Below are 16,544 nucleotides of genomic sequence, written 5' to 3'. Positions count from 1 at the left end.
GTTCAAAAAGAACGCCCTCCTCTTATTTTATAAAACCCAAGACTAACAAGTGTAGAAATACAAGAGAACAGCAGTGCCACACTAGAAAACGCAATGAGGTACATATTATACTTCATCACTTTTCCAATTAGTTGGTTGCTATCATACTGAAACAGTCCCGCTATGATGTTGAATAAAAATAACACGATAAACATGACGATGACTCCGTCTATTGATCCTTTAATGTCTGGTTTACTTAAAGCGATATGGGCAGAAATACAAATGGCGATAAATAAAAATAGCCAAAAGGAAGGATTCAATAAGTTGCCTATTGTAAATAAGCTTTTCAATAATACGAACGTCGACAAGAGCATGTTTTGCACCATTTCTACATTAATAGAAGTAGAAGCGATTGTTTTTTCCAGAGTTGTATTAAATAAGAAATAGGAATCGGGTACGAAATAGCGCATTAAAAGGATTAATGCAGTAATACCGGAAATAATAGGCCCGATGCCGATAAAGAAGTTCCCAATTCGTTGATATACACTTTTTTGATTGTATTGATGTTGTACGTAACCTAAAGCACCTTGACTTGTATCCGTTGGGAAAAACTGCGTTGCTACAATTTTATGACGAAATAGTACACACATAATGGCATGTCCAAGTTCGTGAATCGGAACACCAATCCACGCTGTTAAAAGGAATCCTTTTCTTCCGAAAGCTCTCGACCAATACATTCGTGTGAGAGATTCTAAATAGCCTAATAGAAATCCAATTACAATGATAACGCCAATTAAAGAAAATAATTGGATTACGCTTGTAAGGAGTATTTGAAAAATTAAGTTTACCAATTCCATTGCTAGTCATCCAATCTGTTACAAACGTTATTTGTTCTGTTTCATAATAGCATTATTTTTCAAGATTGCTAGCACATATATTTCTTTTGAAAGGAGGATTTCATAATCTTTTTCTTGTAGTCATGTTTTATGTACAAAGTCATATATTGAATTTGTAACACCCTATACGGTATATGCTTAAAGGAGGGATGAGAGAATGAAATGTCCGGCGTGTCAGACGGAAAATGCAGCAGAGGCAAAATTTTGCGGGAATTGTGGACATTCGTTAAAGGAAGAAGTAGTGGTAAGTAGTGGCCAAGAAGAAGAGCCAGAACAAGCGCGCGCGGCACAAGCAAAGGAAACTCGAACGAATGAAACGGTAGAGCAAGCGAAGCGGTTTGCGAGTGGATATTTTCAGTTCTTTAAACACGCTTTCAAAGCACCGACAGCGATTATGAAAAGCGGCAAGGTTGAAGTACGAAATGGAATTATAAGTCTTGTTCTTATTTGTTTTTTAGGGGCATGTATTTTTTATAGAATGATGAGTGCTGCAGCAGCTGTTACGAAAACATTTGCACCAGATATACCTACTCCTACATTCTTTTTGGACTCTGTAACGGTCTTTTTATTTTTACTTATTTTAACTTTATTTGTCGGATTTATTATTTTTGTCAGTGGGAAGATGATGAAATCTTCATTTTCATTTCTTGAAGTATTCGGTGTATGGGGAACGATAGCGACGCCAGCTATTGCTATATTAGTTCTTTCTTTTCTGTTTAGCTTTTTATTAATCTTTTTCTTACCAATCTTATTAGGGCTGGCTACAACGTATATGTCAATTAGTATAATTGTCGCTATAGTAAAGCTAGATAATGGCGGATTAGACCCTATCTATACACTTCTTATCGCAAATGTTTTAATCGGAATTGCAACATTCATTGTACTGTGGTCTTACATTAGCACGATAATTCAAACCTTTACACAGGGATTAACTGGCCTCTAAAGAAAAGGTGGTTGAATGGATGAATATATGCACAAAGTGTGGGACTCAGTTTGAAGAAGGTGTGCAATTTTGTCAAAACTGCGGGATGAAGAGGGGAAGTCTTGTAGTAAAGAAGAACATGAGCGGTGGTGCAAAGGTTGGCATTATGCTGTTAGCACTATTTGTTATAGCGATTGTCGGACTCTATTTGTACGGATCATCGTATTATAAGCAATCGGCACAAGTAGATCGGATCATTACTATTTTACAAGAGAGGGACGGGGAGAAATTAGCCGAGATTATCACAGCAGATGATCCGTCAGTTATTGTAACTGGAGAGAGTGTAAAGCCTCTATTTTCATATATAAAAGAAAATCCATCATACGTAAATGAATTGAAAGAACAGTTGAGGATAGTTGAAAAACAAGGGAACGGAATCGAAAGAACAGACTTTTCGTTAACGAAAGATGGAAAGTATTTCTTTATCTTTGATCGGTATAAATTGAAAGCGAAGACGTATTATACGACGCTGCTTACAAATGAAAAAGGTACATCTTTAAAAATGAATGGAATAGAAATTGATAAGTCTGATGACAAAAAGTTTGAGAAGCAATATGGACCGTTTCTTCCAGGAGCTCAAGTGTTTCAAGCAGAATATAAAAATGACTATGTGAAACTATCACGTGAAGAAAAGGTTGTACTTATGAAACAAGGACAAAATAACGTAACGATAGATTTAACGTTGCAAGGGCAATATATTACAGTTCAAACGAACGCCCCTGGTGCAACATTGTACGTGAATCAAAAGCCAGTTACAGCGCTAGCTGGAGAAGAAATTACGTGGGGACCGGTAGCGACTGATGGAAGTGCGATGATTTATTTAGAACGAAATGGAGAAACTGGAAGGGAAACGACGAAGGTAGAAACGGTAACGGCATTTCCTTCGTATAATCTTCCATTCCAGAAGAAGAGCTCGGAAAAAACAGTTGTTTATAATGTTACTCCGCCGCCTACGACTCGGTATGTATATAATGGTTTCATTTTCCCTGATAGTGATATTCGAAAATTAACGAGTACGGACTTAGCATATTTATCGAAAGAACAATTGAAAATAGCGAGAAATGAAATATACGCAAGACATGGACACATGTTTCAAACGAAAGATATGCAATCATACTTTTCAAAACAGTCTTGGTATAGAGAAAATCCATATTTTTCAGGAAAGCTAACAGATATTGAAACTTATAATGTGGAACTCATCAAATCAAGAGAATAAACACGTGAAAAAGGTACAGTCCATAGCTGTACCTTTTTTATGGTTATTTATCTGAACCAGGATCTCTTGAGAAAAAGATGTGAAAGAGAAATGTGACTTTACTTGATCCTCCTGATGTACTAGCTTGTATATGTGATAAAGGACCAGACGTTAGAGCTGCCTCGGAATGGGGTGGTACGACTATTTTGAGCGCATGATCTGAATCTGGCGAAGCAGTAACGGTTATTGTATCGTCAGAAAAGTTCAGAATTTTAACGGAACCGACTGGAAAGATGGATTTGCCAGCATGTGATGCTGAAGCGAATTGGGTAGCTTTCCAAATATCTTGCGCAAACGTATCATCGTTAGATAACCAAGCACGAGCGCTGTATATTGTTGCATTAATAGAAAATTCTTGGTCAAGTGAGACGGCGGGTTTCGGTTCTTTTGGTTCTTGCGGTTCATCTCGAAGCTGGGTGAGAAGGCTGGCGCACATATATTTCACCTACTTTCAATAGTAACTGTTATAGCATATTAAACATGTTGTTTATAAGACACGACGGTTACCTATTTACCTATAGGTTTGTGCACCAAATTTGTAGATGAAATATTATTTCTTTACAATGGAAGTAGGTGTTATTTCTACAAAATATGGAAAACGTAAAGAGTATGTAAAAAAGAAGGAGTGGTAAAGTGAACTATGTCATTATTGGCGGAGATGCAGCTGGTATGAGTGCAGCTATGCAAATTGTTAGAAACGATGAAAATGCAAATGTTGTAACGTTAGAAAAAGGTGAAATTTATTCATACGCGCAGTGTGGGTTACCGTATGTCATTAGTGGTGCTATCGCTTCAACGGAAAAGTTAATCGCGCGTAATGTAAAGACGTTTCGTGATAAATATGGAATTGATGCGAAAGTACGACATGAAGTAACGAAAGTAGATACGGAAAAGAAAATGGTATACGCAGAGCATACGAAGACGAAAGATGTCTTTGAATTTCCATACGATCGATTATTAATTGCGACCGGAGTACGTCCTGTTATGCCAGAATGGGAGGGCCGAGATTTACAAGGTGTTCATCTTTTAAAAACAATTCCGGATGCTGAGCGTATATTAAAAACGTTAGAAACGAATAAAGTTGAATATGTAACCATTATTGGCGGCGGTGCGATTGGACTGGAGATGGCAGAAACATTCGTCGAACTTGGTAAGAAAGTAAGAATGATTGAGCGAAATGATCATATCGGTACGATTTATGATGCAGATATGGCAGAATATATACATAAAGAAGCAGATAAACACCATATTGAAATTTTAACGAATGAAAATGTAAAAGCATTTAAAGGAAATGAAAGAGTGGAACAAATTGAAACAGATAAAGGGACGTATAAAGCAGATCTTGTTTTAGTATCGGTTGGAGTGAAGCCAAATACTGATTTTCTTGAAGGAACAAATATACGTACAAATCATAAAGGGGCAATTGAAGTAAATGCATACATGCAAACGAATGTGCAGGACGTATACGCAGCTGGTGATTGCGCAACACATTACCACGTTATAAAGGAAATTTATGATCATATCCCGCTCGGAACGACTGCCAATAAACAAGGGCGACTTGCTGGACTGAATATGCTTGATAAACGAAGAGCCTTTAAAGGTACGTTAGGTACAGGAATTATTAAATTTATGGATTTGACGCTTGCAAGAACAGGCTTAAATGAAAAAGAAGCAAAAGGACTACATATTCCGTATAAAACAGTCAAAGTAGATTCAACAAATATGGCGGGCTATTATCCAAATGCGAAACCACTTTATTTGAAATTACTATATCGTTCTGACACGAAACAATTATTAGGCGGACAAGTAATTGGAGAAGAAGGTGTAGATAAACGGATTGATGTGATTGCGATGGCGCTTTTCAATAAAATGAGCATTCACGATTTAGAAGATGTCGACTTAAGTTACGCACCACCATATAACAGCGTTTGGGATCCAATTCAGCAAGCGGCAAGACGAGCAGAATAGCACTTTTTAAGTGCTATTTTTTTGTGAAGGGTAGTAATTGAATTTTTACTTTATTTTGAATATACCGTTCACCCTTGAAAACATAGTACGTATCGCTTATATTTTCATATAGTATTTATTTTTTAATAAAGCAATGAACGAACCAGGGGGCACCGTATGGCAATTAATATGAAAACAATCGAAGAATGGATTGCTGAATCAAACACAAGACAAGAAGAAGACTTTGGACATGTTGTGGAAGAGATGAAAGAAGTATGTGTCGGACTTGATAATGCGACATTAATTTATACGAAAAATGTATTTTGTTTCGGTAAGAAAGTAGAAGTATTGTTCTTCTTCCAGGACCATGTCGTAATCGGACAAGAAAAAGATGAATATGTTGAAATTGAAAAATTAAAGTATGATGCGATTACACATAGCAACTTAAAAACAAATGACAAAAATACAACGTTAGAATTAAAGTTTGCCAACGGACAATCTATCAATTTAGATAGTTTAAATGATAACTACGGTACGAAAAATTGGTTATTTGCGAGACAAATTAAGAGTATTTTTAAGTTAATCTAGTAAAAAAGCGGACCTCAAAGGGTCTGCTTTTTTATTTGTTTCCTATTATACAAAGGCATCCTCTTTCTTCATAACATTTCACGCTTGTAAATCCTGTTTTATAAAATAGGTTTACTAATTCTTCAGTCGTTTTACATTTCTCCATATGATATTGAATTTTGAAAGTTTCAGCCACTAATAAAAAGGATCCGTTCGGCTGTAGGACGCGAAATACTTCTTTTATATCTTGTTCCACATCAGGCCAGAAGTAGTGTGTTTGAAAAGCGGTAATGAGATCGAAGAAGTTTGTATGATAGGGAATAGAAGAAACGCTTGCTTGTTGAACAATGACTTTTTGTTTTTGAACATCCTTTATATTCGTCTGTATAGAATTTTTTACAGCTTGATCGGAGTAATCAATCCCGTATATTTTTCCAAGTGGAGTTCGTTTTGAAAGAGTGTGTATCGTTTTACCGCCGCCACAACCAATATCTAATATAATTGCATCTTTCTTTATATGCACTTTCTGTAGTGTCCAATTGGTCAGTCTCGTATGTGCAGTGTTCATAATACAAAGCATAGAAGAACCAATTGTCCCCCGAGGATTTTTTGCTTGCTGGATTAATCGTTGTAAAATGCTCAAGTTAAACTCTCCTTTTATGTAAGAAGATATACTCACTTCGCTTTTTATCAAGTAAGTCCTTTAAAAAAAGCACGCCGATGAGCGGCGTGCTTCTAATTACGCAAATCCCCTTTTAACCAATTCCGCGCCCGATACGCCCCGACAGGAATTTGAATGAGAGACGTTTCATTTCCAGCATCTATTCCGTACAACTGATCACATGAATTTGTATCAAAACTAAGTAAAGGGTGCCCAGCCATTCCCATTGCGGTCGCTGCAAAAACAAGTTTATGAACGAGTATTCCAGCTTCCATTTGATGAATACGGTATCCCCTATAGCTTAATGCATTTGTATAGTAATCTTTCTTTCCGACTACATGTAGGCAAAGCGGTACTTGAAAAAGGTTTACATTATCCATCGTCATACTAGATTGAAGGGGATAACGAAGGTCTCCGTACCGAATTGGCTGGATGGAATGCGTTTTACTGTTATAAGCGTAAGCACCGTTTTCTATATCTTTTACGTTATAAAAACATCCATATAATGAAACGCGCGCATTTTCATTTACATACTGACCATCAAGATCATTGTAATAAGGGAAGGAGAGGCTCGCTTCTTGTAGTAAAGTGGCAAGCCCGGCTACATCCCATTTCGTTAAAGTAAAGTCAGCATCAGGGGAATACCGCTGTTTACAAAGTTGTAAGAAATCATATGATAATCGTTCTACTTGCGGCAACTGTACAGCGTACGCATGATGTTGATAGTGCTCTTTATGATGTAGCGTTTGGAAGTGTGCTGTCGATTCAATCATAGAAGCTTCATTTATTTTTGCTATCATTGGATATTCATTTACATGTTTTGAGCGCACGAAATGTTCATGTGATAACGGCGGAATTTGCTGCAACAACTCATGAGAAGTAACTGTTTTATTTTCACGGTAATCATTGTGAAACCAATTAGATTGCGGTTCTGTACTGAAAGGAACGACAGCATACACGCTTTCTTCTCCTTCTGACAGTCCGAGTAAATGATTGATTGCACGGTCTAGAAACTGAAAGTATACGCCATTTTTGTAACCGAATTGTTTGGCACATTCCAGTAATTGTCCGATGAGAACACCACTATCTAATCCTTGAAGTCGATATGAAAAGTTATTGTATTTAAAGTAGTTTTTCCAAAACATAGTGGATACGAATGCAGCGCCAAAACAAGACTGTATGTTACAACGATTGCCGAGTGCTTCTGTAAGGTAAGAGTCGAAATTTCCTTCGCGAAGTAAGATAAGCCGATGATGCGCGGCGTCGTAATGGTAAATGCCATCTGGATAATCGTCAATTTTTAAATATATATACAATTCATTTGGATATAAAGCACCGCCGGAAGGGATAGATCTTCGAAATAAAATTTTCTCGCTATTTAGCTGACATAATTGTGTTAAACCAAATGAGCACCAAAGGTAATGACCAATCTCTTTCAAAGTAGGTGTAGTAGAAGAGTTAGGTAAAGATAATGGGATTTCTAAAGAGAGAGGGATAATAGGTACATTTCGATATAATTTATAAGGAAGCGGTGCATCTTCCCAGTCCACTTCAAGGTTCGGCATAATTTCGTCTATAGAAAAATGGAGATGATGTAAAAAAGTACCCAGCTGCATAAAATCCCCCCTTTTACTATGGAAACGGATGCGGATGTGGATTTAATTGTTCATTCGTTAAAGGTTCGTTTGTATATCCAAGTGTCATCGGTACGGTATACACTCTATCCAGTCCTGTAACCCGAGTGAGATGGTGGCCGAATGTCATTGGTAACATGCCTGGAATAATGACTTTTACACAATGTAATCCGTTTTTTTCTATAAGAGGTACGGTTTGATCTACAACGATTACGTCAAGTCCAGCTTGCTGTAGGCGGTTTAAAAGTTGATGAAGATCGGATGTTAAATCTAGATCAACTGATTGTAACGCGTTCATTTCTTGGAACGTTTGCACCGGTGCATCATCACGTAAAAGGAAGTGAAGACGTTCTTCCGCGTCTTTCAATCCGTACAGCATACTATGGTCTTCCATTTTATTTACAAGATAAGGGTCTTGTAAGCAATTTTCGTAGTATTCTCTTTTTTCCTCAAGTTCATCGTCTGTTATAAGTAACATGCCTGCTATTTCATGGATGGCACTCTTTAAAGCACGGACTGGGTCTAAATGAGAGCCTCCAGCACAAACGACATTCATTCCATTTTCACGCGTATTTTTCGCAATTACCCATAAGCTTGGGATACCGTGTTCCATCGTTGCGTTAAAAGCATGTAACTCATAACCAGTAATCGTGTATAGCCGCTGAATCATTAATTGTAATTCTGTATCATTTGCTGAACTAAGATCAAGGCGGGAAAGAGGTAATTCCGTATACCAAGTAAGCAAAAAGGCGTCACGCTCTACAATTTCTAAAATGCCGTGAAAAATTGCTTCTTCTAAACTACCACCAATGGCACATCCATTTGATGTTTCATATACGTAAGCATCTCGATGACCGAGGCTATAATAAGCGATTGATTCAGGAACTAAAATTGGCTGATTTTGTAGTAAAGAGTAGCCCCATACCCAATTTTGTTCATAGTCAGGATCAAACGGTTTAAACGGGAAACTATCACGATTATAATGTTCATTTGTATGTACACCGAGAGAGAGGGGATTCAGTGCATAATCCTCTAAATCATGAAAACTACCATGCACATTCGTCTTTTTTCCTCGAGGTGACATACCACAATATCTTTCTAAACCTTCTAAAATAGCAGTTGCTTCACTTATTGCAAATGAAAGAGTTCGGCCTGCAACACCTTCATTTCCAAACATTAATGGCATGTTTATAATAACGTCAGCAAACGGTAATAAAGAATGCTGCATTTTTCCGTTCAACATACCGACGCGGTAATCTAAATAATCTCTCGTTAAAAATGTGTTTAGTTCATGAATGGAGCGACAGCGATATGTTGTATCACTTGTTTTTAAGCTAGGTTGTAATGAAATCACAGCTGCATCTGCCGTATCGTCAGGCAAATTGCTACATACAGGGCAGAGCGGATCTGGAAGAAAAGAATGCCGCGTGCATTGCAGTGTTTGTAAATTTAGTAAAATGAGTTCGTTTTCTAAAGAAGAATGGCGATGAGCTAATATCTTTTCTGTCTCTGCGCAAATAAGATGGCACATTTGTAACATGCCATTTTGGGTGGCACATACATCACGCCTCGTTACGTTATCTTCTTTTACCGCGTATTTTCGTTGTAGCTCCCACATTTCTTTTTGATCAAAACCAGCGATAAAGCGTCGTCCATCGGCACAATGGGTACATCCAGCTGCAAGAGGATGAATGTAAGGACCGATAACACCTTCACCAAATGAAGTAAACCCGCGTAGCCACGGAATCTGATTGGAACGAAAAATTAGCTCGGCATCATGATGAATGGCAGAAGGAGAGCCATCATGTAATACGAGAGCGAGATGAATATTTTCAGGGGGTTCTTCTGTAAGGGTATGTTGGCGAATGATGGAAAATTGTTCGCTTAATTGATTGTGTACATAGTCTGCAAGTAAGCCATCTCCTATAAGTAATATATTTTGAGTCATAGTCTATCCTCCTTTGCAATTAATACTCCGTACACACCATCTAAGTGTTCTTTCAAAAATGGTTCAATAGCTAAATCAAATACGAATGGATAAAAATGATGTTCTTCTAAATGTCGCAAGGCAAGCTGTACAGATTGCGTGCTTGGAATTTCTTCTTCCGCTTGTATTTCTAACCTAAAAGAATCCGTGTCATATAAAATAATAGAGGATTCCGGCAAGATATTAGCTCTGTATGGAGTCTCTTCATTTTGAATATGAAGAAGGGATAGTTGTAGTGCGTTTCGTAACGCTAACGTCGTATTAATATTAGATGCGCCGTACCATCGATCATTTATACCGATCCAAACGACTGGAAAGCTGAGAATCTCTTCACTTACTGCTATTTTAGGTGTTTCATGAATTGTCGCGAGAGCATCGTAATAAAATCTACAATGTTTATCATGAATTTCGGTTAAGTCGACCGTCGTAATTTCTTCTAGCATATGTGACTGCCGCTCATACAATTTATTATTTAAATGTTGTTGTAGCGCTCGGTATACACCTTCTGTCATCGTTTCTCCAGCACCGATACCGATATCGTTATGTTCAGGAATAAGGCGGTGCATAATTTCTGCTACATATGTTTCAACTCCTGCTAAACCAGCTTCTCGGCGCGCTTCATTATGAGTCAAACCACCACAAGTCATAAGAGGCAGGAGGGAAGTAGGACCATCTGCTAGTGGAGTAGCTACTTGAATATTGCATTGTGATAACGGTAATTGATATAAATCTTGTTCATCCCATACATGGAATATACCAGCTTCTTTAGAAGTTAATGAATCGAAAAAACGGAATAAATCAGTTGAGGTGTGTTGGCCATACCGATGTTCAAGTTGTTCAGAAAGATTTTCTATCGTATCAATTGTAAAACTTTCATCTGTTGCGAGAGGATGTTTTATAAAAGGATGCCATGCGCCTTCGAGTGTTTCATAATTTAATAAAAAGAATTGTGTTTCTTTTTCTCGGTAAGCATCATCAGCGACATGTTTAAATAATTCAAATACGATTATATTTGCTAACATTGCAGATGTAACGGGTGAAAATGATGCTGATGAATGTTCATTTTGTAAATTCGTTTCATGTAGCCGATGCCATGCGGATTCCCAGCATTCTTCACGATTAGCTGTTACGATAGGGCCGGCTATACCAAGTGCTGATAAACAGACGGCTGGTATGAAGTTCTTTCCTATATCCCTACAAATCGTGTGAGCTGCTCTTAAACCTTCAATATCTCCATTTTGAGAAACGTACAAAATCCAGTCGAAAGGCTCGAATACTTCATGCAGGGGACGATCAATTGTCGTATCTATTTCTTGAACAAGGACGTGATCATCTACTTCATGTGCAAGTTCTACTAGCTCATGAATGCGTTCGTAATTTGTTTCCGCATAATCTGTAATAAGGTAATGAAAGGTAGGTAATCCAGATTCTAATAAAGAAGAAACTAAGGAAGTAAGCATATCTCCAGAACCAATTATAAGGACGTTTGCCCCGCGATACGTTTCGAATTTTAGAGCGCCTGAATGAGAATCCGCTTCTAAAAATTCAATTTGTGAAGCGTATCTATCAAGTAATGCGCTATTTAATTCATGAGGTGCATCTTGACTTACATCCCGAACGAAACCATTTTCATATAAAATCTCACCGATTTCAAATACACGATTTTGATAGGGGAGAGGGAGACCATCGGTTATTTCTGCTAAAGAGTAATTACCGTTAAACATCGGCATTAATTTTTCAATCCAGTTGTAAATTCCATCACCGTCCATACGAAATGAACTGGCGTTATTTCGAAAATAGACACCCCCGTTTGAGTCGGGGAGGAAGAAAGTATCCTTATTAGCTTTCAGTTTTGTATGAATTGGAAGGTTACTCATTTTAATCCCCCTTACGTTTAGGCATACATTATTAGCTTATGTTATGAAATTTGTCCCGTATGAACGCAATAAAAAAAGGCTGTAGAATGATTCATTCTACAGCCTTTAATAGATTATTAATCTATCAACCTTCTAATAATAATGATTTTGGATCTTCAAGCATATCTTTAACAGCAACAAGGAAGCTAACTGCTTCTTTACCATCAACGATACGGTGATCGTAAGATAAAGCGATGTACATCATTGGACGGTTTTCCATACGTTCTGCATCAATTGCAACTGGACGTACTTGGATTTTGTGCATTCCTAAAATACCAACTTGTGGGCTGTTTAGGATCGGTGTTGACATTAGAGAACCGAATACACCACCGTTTGTAATTGTGAATGTACCACCTTGTAACTCTTTTAATGAAAGTTTGTTGTCACGTGCTTTCATACCTAAATTACGAATTTCGCTTTCGATTTCAGCGAAGTTTAATTGGTTAGCATCGCGTACAACTGGAACAACTAGTCCATCTGGAGCTGCTACTGCAATACCGATATCATAGAATTTTTTAATGATCAGCTCGTCGCCTTGAATTTCAGCATTTAATAATGGGAATTGTTTTAATGCTGCAACAACTGCTTTTGTGAAGAATGACATGAAACCAAGACGTACATCATGTTTTTTCTCGAAAGCGTCTTTACGCTCTTTACGTAATTCCATGATTGCAGTCATATCAACTTCGTTAAATGTTGTTAACATTGCAGATGTTTGTTGAACTTCTACAAGACGTTTTGCAATTGTTTGACGGCGGCGGGACATTTTCACACGCTCAACTGGTTTTTCGAATTCCGTTTTTGCAACTGGAGCAGGAGCTGGACTTTTTGGAGCAGCTGGTGCTTCTTTTGGTGCTGCAGCATGAGCTTGTACATCGTGTGGTCTCACACGTCCAAGTGGATCTGTGCTACGTACGTCGTTTAAGTCGATTCCTAATTCACGAGCCATTTTTCTAGCAGCTGGTGATGCGATAGGACGGTTCGTATTTGGTAAACCTTGCAGAGTTGCAGTTTGCTCAGCGTTTGGTGCCGCAGCTTTCGGTGCTTCAGCCGTTTCTTGTTTTGGTTGCTCAGCCACTGGTGCAGGTGTACTTACTGCAACTGGTGCTCCGTTTGCATCTAAAATTGCGATAGTTGCGCCAACTTCAACTGTATCCCCAGGTTCGCCTAGTAACTTCGATACAATACCTGAATCTTCTGCAATGATTTCTACATTGACTTTATCAGTTTCAAGCTCAACAACGCTGCCACCTTTCTCAACTTTGTCGCCTACGTTGATAAGCCATTGTGAGATAGTTCCTTCGGTAATAGATTCTGCAAGCTCAGGTACTTTAATTTCGATCATTTTAAATGTCCTCCCCTTATTTGCCTAACGGTGTGTTTTTTCTTCTTTTGTCTTCGGTAATCTCCATTTGTTAGCCTGCTCCTGGGCAGAATATCTGCCCAGGGAGCAAGCTAGAAACCTTCGTTGTTACTTTTTAGTTGCTGTAAACTTCAATTTCTTGTTTATCTTGACGGAAGTTATACTTCACATCTAAAGCATGTGCAACAATTAGTTCTTGCTCAGCTTTGTGAGCGAATGGATCGCCACCAGATGGGCTAGAGCGATCTGGGCGTCCGATGTAACCTGTTTTCACTTTATCTCCAGCTAGTTCGAACAGAATTGGAGCCATGTAATGCCATGCGCCCATATTACGCGGTTCTTCTTGAACCCAAATAATTTCTTCTAAGTTTTTAAAGCGTTTAATAATAGATTGAACTTTCTCAGCAGGGAATGGGTATAGCTGTTCAATACGAACGACATGAACTTCATCTAAGTTGTACTCATGTTTACCAGACTCAATTTCTGCAGCTAAGTCAATCGCCATTTTACCTGTGCTTAACACAAGACGTTTTACTTTGTTCGGTTTTGTACCAAGGTTTTCTTGTTCTAGAGCAGGCTGGAAACGTCCTTCGCTTAACTGACTAGCAGTTGAAAGCGTAAGTGGATGACGTAATAAACTCTTCGGCGTCATCAGTACTAATGGTCGAACAGCTTCTGTTCCTAAGATAGATGCTTGACGACGTAAAAGATGGAAGTATTGTGCCGCGCTCGTTAAGTTTGCAACTGTCCAGTTATTCTCAGCAGCTAACTGTAAGAATCGCTCTGGACGTGCACTAGAGTGCTCTGGTCCTTGACCTTCATAACCGTGTGGTAATAGAAGAACTAAACCAGATTTTTGACCCCATTTTGCTCTTCCTGCTGAAACATATTGATCAAATAATGCTTGCGCAGTATTTGAGAAGTCACCATATTGCGCTTCCCACATAACAAGAGTTTCTGGAGCGAATACGTTATAACCATACTCGTAACCAACAACAGCAGCTTCTGATAACGGACTGTTATGAACAGAGAAGGATGCATTAATGTTTGGTAAGCGATGCAATGGTGAATAAGTTTCATTTGTATCAGTATCGTGTAATACGATATGACGGTGCGCGAATGTACCACGCTGTGAATCTTGACCAGTTAAACGAATTGGCGTACCTTCTTGTAAAATAGAAGCGAATGCTAATGACTCAGCAAGTGCCCATTCAATTTTACCGTTCTCTTCAAGAGCATCTTTACGGCGCTCAAGAATTTTCTTCACTTTCGGATATACGTTAAATCCTTCTGGCCAAGATAGTAGACCTTCATTAATTGCACGAAGTGAGTCAAGTTCAACACCAGTATCAATTGGCTGAATGCCTTTTGCAACAACATCTGGCACTTTAACATGAATTGTTGCATCGCTCGTATCAGCCGGTGGTACTTGTGCATAGTCAGATTTTAATTGCTCTTGTATAAACTGTGTAATTGTTTCAACCTCATCTGCATTTAGAACACCAGCAGTTTGTAATTGATCTGCATAAATAGCTCTTACAGTTGGGTGGTTTTTAATCTTTTTGTATACTTGTGGTTGCGTAACTGCTGGATCATCCATTTCGTTATGACCGTAGCGGCGGTAACCAATTAAATCGATTAAGAAATCTTTTTTGAACAATGTACGATATTGAATCGCAAGGTTAGCAGCAGCAAGACAAGATTCTGGATCATCAGCGTTCACGTGAACAATCGGAATATCGAAACCTTTTGCAAGGTCACTTGAATATTTCGTAGAACGAGAATCATAGCTATCAGTCGTAAAACCAACTGCATTGTTTGCGATAACATGAATTGTTCCGCCAGTTTGGTACGCGTTCAATCTGCTTAAGTTCAACGTTTCAGATACAATACCTTGACCAGGGAATGCAGCATCACCATGAACTAAAATGACGAATGATTTTGAAGTATCTTGTTCTGGAAGACCAGATTTTTTACGATTCTCTTGAGCCGCACGTGCGAAGCCTTCCACAACAGGGTTAACGAACTCAAGGTGACTCGGGTTATTTGCTAATGTAACGCGAGTGCTAACTTCTTCGTTACTAACGACTTGTTCTCTACCTAAATGGTATTTTACGTCGCCAGTCCAGCCAGAGTTAGCCACTGCGCCTTCTATTTTTGCATGTTTGAACTCAGCAAACATGTGACTATATGGTTTTTCTAATACGTGTGCAAGTACGCTTAGACGACCGCGGTGAGCCATACCAATCATGACATCTTCTACGCCGCTTTTAGCACCTTCTAGTACAATTTCATCTAGAACAGGTACAAGCATATCAACGCCCTCGATAGAGAAACGCTTTTGCCCAACGAATGTTTTATGCAAGAATTGCTCGAAACCTTCAACAGCTGTTAAACGTTTTAAAAGAGCAGTTCGTTTTTTATTTGATAGTGGTTGACGCAATGAATTTGATTCCACCATTTGATGCAACCACGCGCGTTCTTCACTATCTTGTATATGAGAAAATTCATAAGCTAAAGATTTTGTATAAACGTCTTTTAATCTATGAATTACATCAAGTGCAGTGTGAATACCTTCTGGTGCATCTTGCCATACTGTTTTTGCTGGAATCGCTTTCAAGTCAGCATCGCTTAGTTCGTTCATTGCTTTCTCAAGAAGAGATTGTCCATTTGCAACATCTTCCATCGGGTTGATGTGAGCCAACGTATGCCCGAAAGAACGAATCTGTTCAACAAGTTGAACGACTTTAAGAATTTTTTCAATGTTCCCTGTGTTTTGAGGAGAAAAATGTGTTGCTGTGTTGTCCCCTGTTACGACATCATCTTGAAACGAAGGAGCTCCAAAAATTTCAAAAAGCTCTTGTAATTCCGGATCAACAGAACCTGCTCCAGTTACGTAAAGATCATACTGTTCAATCACATAACCAAGGTTCGGACCGTGGAACTTGGCCCAAGGGTTTGTCGTTGTATTCTTCCTCGTCATTTGTTTAAACCTCCCAATGCATATAATCCTTTTCCTTACAAAAGGTGCATTTTGCTCTTTTCAATAATTGATGAATCAATAATCAATGTAAATGTTTTCTTTACTCTTATGTTATTACAATAATTTACATAATACCAAACACTATTACTTATCTGTTTTGTAAAAAAACATTCACAATAACTTATCACCCAAGTTAATCTTTCATGTTATAAAGTAATTTTACAGAAAAATAGGGTGGATATATTTGGTATACCTATACAGATAACTAAAATTGTTGCATGCAAATATAAGTATAATAGTTAGAATGTTTCGATAAAGACGAGTTCGAATTATGTATATTGAAATAATAAGCGCTTTCATTGATATTATACAAC

12 protein-coding genes are annotated in these 16,544 nt (G+C 38.2%); 4 read left to right on the top strand and 8 right to left on the bottom strand.

Features of this window, described 5'->3' with window-relative positions; all coding sequences use genetic code 11:
• Positions 1 to 2: 2 nt before the first annotated feature.
• Positions 3 to 836 (bottom strand): hypothetical protein, encoded by an 834-nt coding sequence (locus KI369_RS04405; protein ID WP_212955155.1) that lies wholly within the window; start codon positions 834 to 836, stop codon positions 3 to 5.
• 196 nt (positions 837 to 1,032) lie between these two features.
• Between KI369_RS04405 and KI369_RS04400 the strand changes: the two genes are divergently transcribed.
• Together KI369_RS04400 and KI369_RS04395 are read left to right on the top strand one after the other, a co-directional pair.
• Positions 1,033 to 1,818 carry a zinc-ribbon domain-containing protein gene (locus tag KI369_RS04400; protein ID WP_212955154.1) on the top strand — a complete coding sequence of 262 codons (786 nt, stop codon included), beginning with the start codon at positions 1,033 to 1,035 and terminating at the stop codon, positions 1,816 to 1,818.
• 19 nt (positions 1,819 to 1,837) lie between these two features.
• Entirely contained in the window at positions 1,838 to 3,073 is a 1,236-nt protein-coding gene (locus KI369_RS04395) for a TcaA 3rd/4th domain-containing protein (protein ID WP_212955153.1), read from the top strand.
• Between the two features lie 43 nt (positions 3,074 to 3,116).
• Here KI369_RS04395 and KI369_RS04390 read toward each other — a convergent pair whose 3' ends face one another.
• A complete protein-coding gene (locus tag KI369_RS04390; RefSeq protein WP_212955152.1) occupies positions 3,117 to 3,548 on the bottom strand; it encodes a hypothetical protein in 432 nt (143 codons plus the stop codon).
• Positions 3,549 to 3,745: 197 nt separating this feature from the next.
• Here KI369_RS04390 and KI369_RS04385 point away from each other — a divergent pair, with 197 nt between their 5' ends.
• Positions 3,746 to 5,080 carry an FAD-dependent oxidoreductase gene (locus KI369_RS04385; RefSeq protein WP_212955151.1) on the top strand — a complete coding sequence of 445 codons (1,335 nt, stop codon included), beginning with the start codon at positions 3,746 to 3,748 and terminating at the stop codon, positions 5,078 to 5,080.
• Between the two features lie 156 nt (positions 5,081 to 5,236).
• Positions 5,237 to 5,647, top strand: coding sequence for a DUF3908 family protein (locus KI369_RS04380; RefSeq protein WP_212955150.1), 411 nt, complete (start codon positions 5,237 to 5,239; stop codon positions 5,645 to 5,647).
• A 31-nt stretch (positions 5,648 to 5,678) separates the two neighbouring features.
• On the opposite strand, the gene KI369_RS04375 is transcribed toward KI369_RS04380, so the two are convergent.
• The 6 genes from KI369_RS04375 to odhA form a co-directional block, all read right to left on the bottom strand.
• Positions 5,679 to 6,269, bottom strand: coding sequence for a class I SAM-dependent methyltransferase (locus tag KI369_RS04375; RefSeq protein ID WP_212955149.1), 591 nt, complete (start codon positions 6,267 to 6,269; stop codon positions 5,679 to 5,681).
• Positions 6,270 to 6,361: 92 nt separating this feature from the next.
• A complete protein-coding gene (locus KI369_RS04370; protein WP_212955148.1) occupies positions 6,362 to 7,903 on the bottom strand; it encodes a SagB family peptide dehydrogenase in 1,542 nt (513 codons plus the stop codon).
• Positions 7,904 to 7,919: 16 nt separating this feature from the next.
• The gene (locus KI369_RS04365; protein ID WP_212955147.1) at positions 7,920 to 9,869 is read right to left on the bottom strand and encodes a TOMM precursor leader peptide-binding protein; all 1,950 of its coding nucleotides are present in this window, start codon (positions 9,867 to 9,869) and stop codon (positions 7,920 to 7,922) included.
• Positions 9,866 to 11,785, bottom strand: coding sequence for a putative thiazole-containing bacteriocin maturation protein (locus tag KI369_RS04360; protein ID WP_212955146.1), 1,920 nt, complete (start codon positions 11,783 to 11,785; stop codon positions 9,866 to 9,868). Before KI369_RS04360 ends, KI369_RS04365 begins: the two co-directional genes overlap by 4 nt.
• Before the next feature lie 124 nt (positions 11,786 to 11,909).
• Entirely contained in the window at positions 11,910 to 13,169 is a 1,260-nt protein-coding gene (odhB, locus tag KI369_RS04355) for a 2-oxoglutarate dehydrogenase complex dihydrolipoyllysine-residue succinyltransferase (RefSeq protein ID WP_144613640.1), read from the bottom strand.
• A 133-nt stretch (positions 13,170 to 13,302) separates the two neighbouring features.
• Positions 13,303 to 16,170, bottom strand: a complete 2,868-nt coding sequence (odhA, locus tag KI369_RS04350; protein WP_212955145.1) for a 2-oxoglutarate dehydrogenase E1 component — start codon at positions 16,168 to 16,170, stop codon at positions 13,303 to 13,305.
• Positions 16,171 to 16,544: the final 374 nt, after the last annotated feature.

Origin of the sequence: Bacillus sanguinis, assembly GCF_018332475.1 — a bacterium.
Classification (GTDB): domain Bacteria; phylum Bacillota; class Bacilli; order Bacillales; family Bacillaceae_G; genus Bacillus_A; species Bacillus_A sanguinis.
Note: the sequence above shows the minus strand (reverse complement) of the source record. Positions and strands in the feature narration are given on the sequence as shown.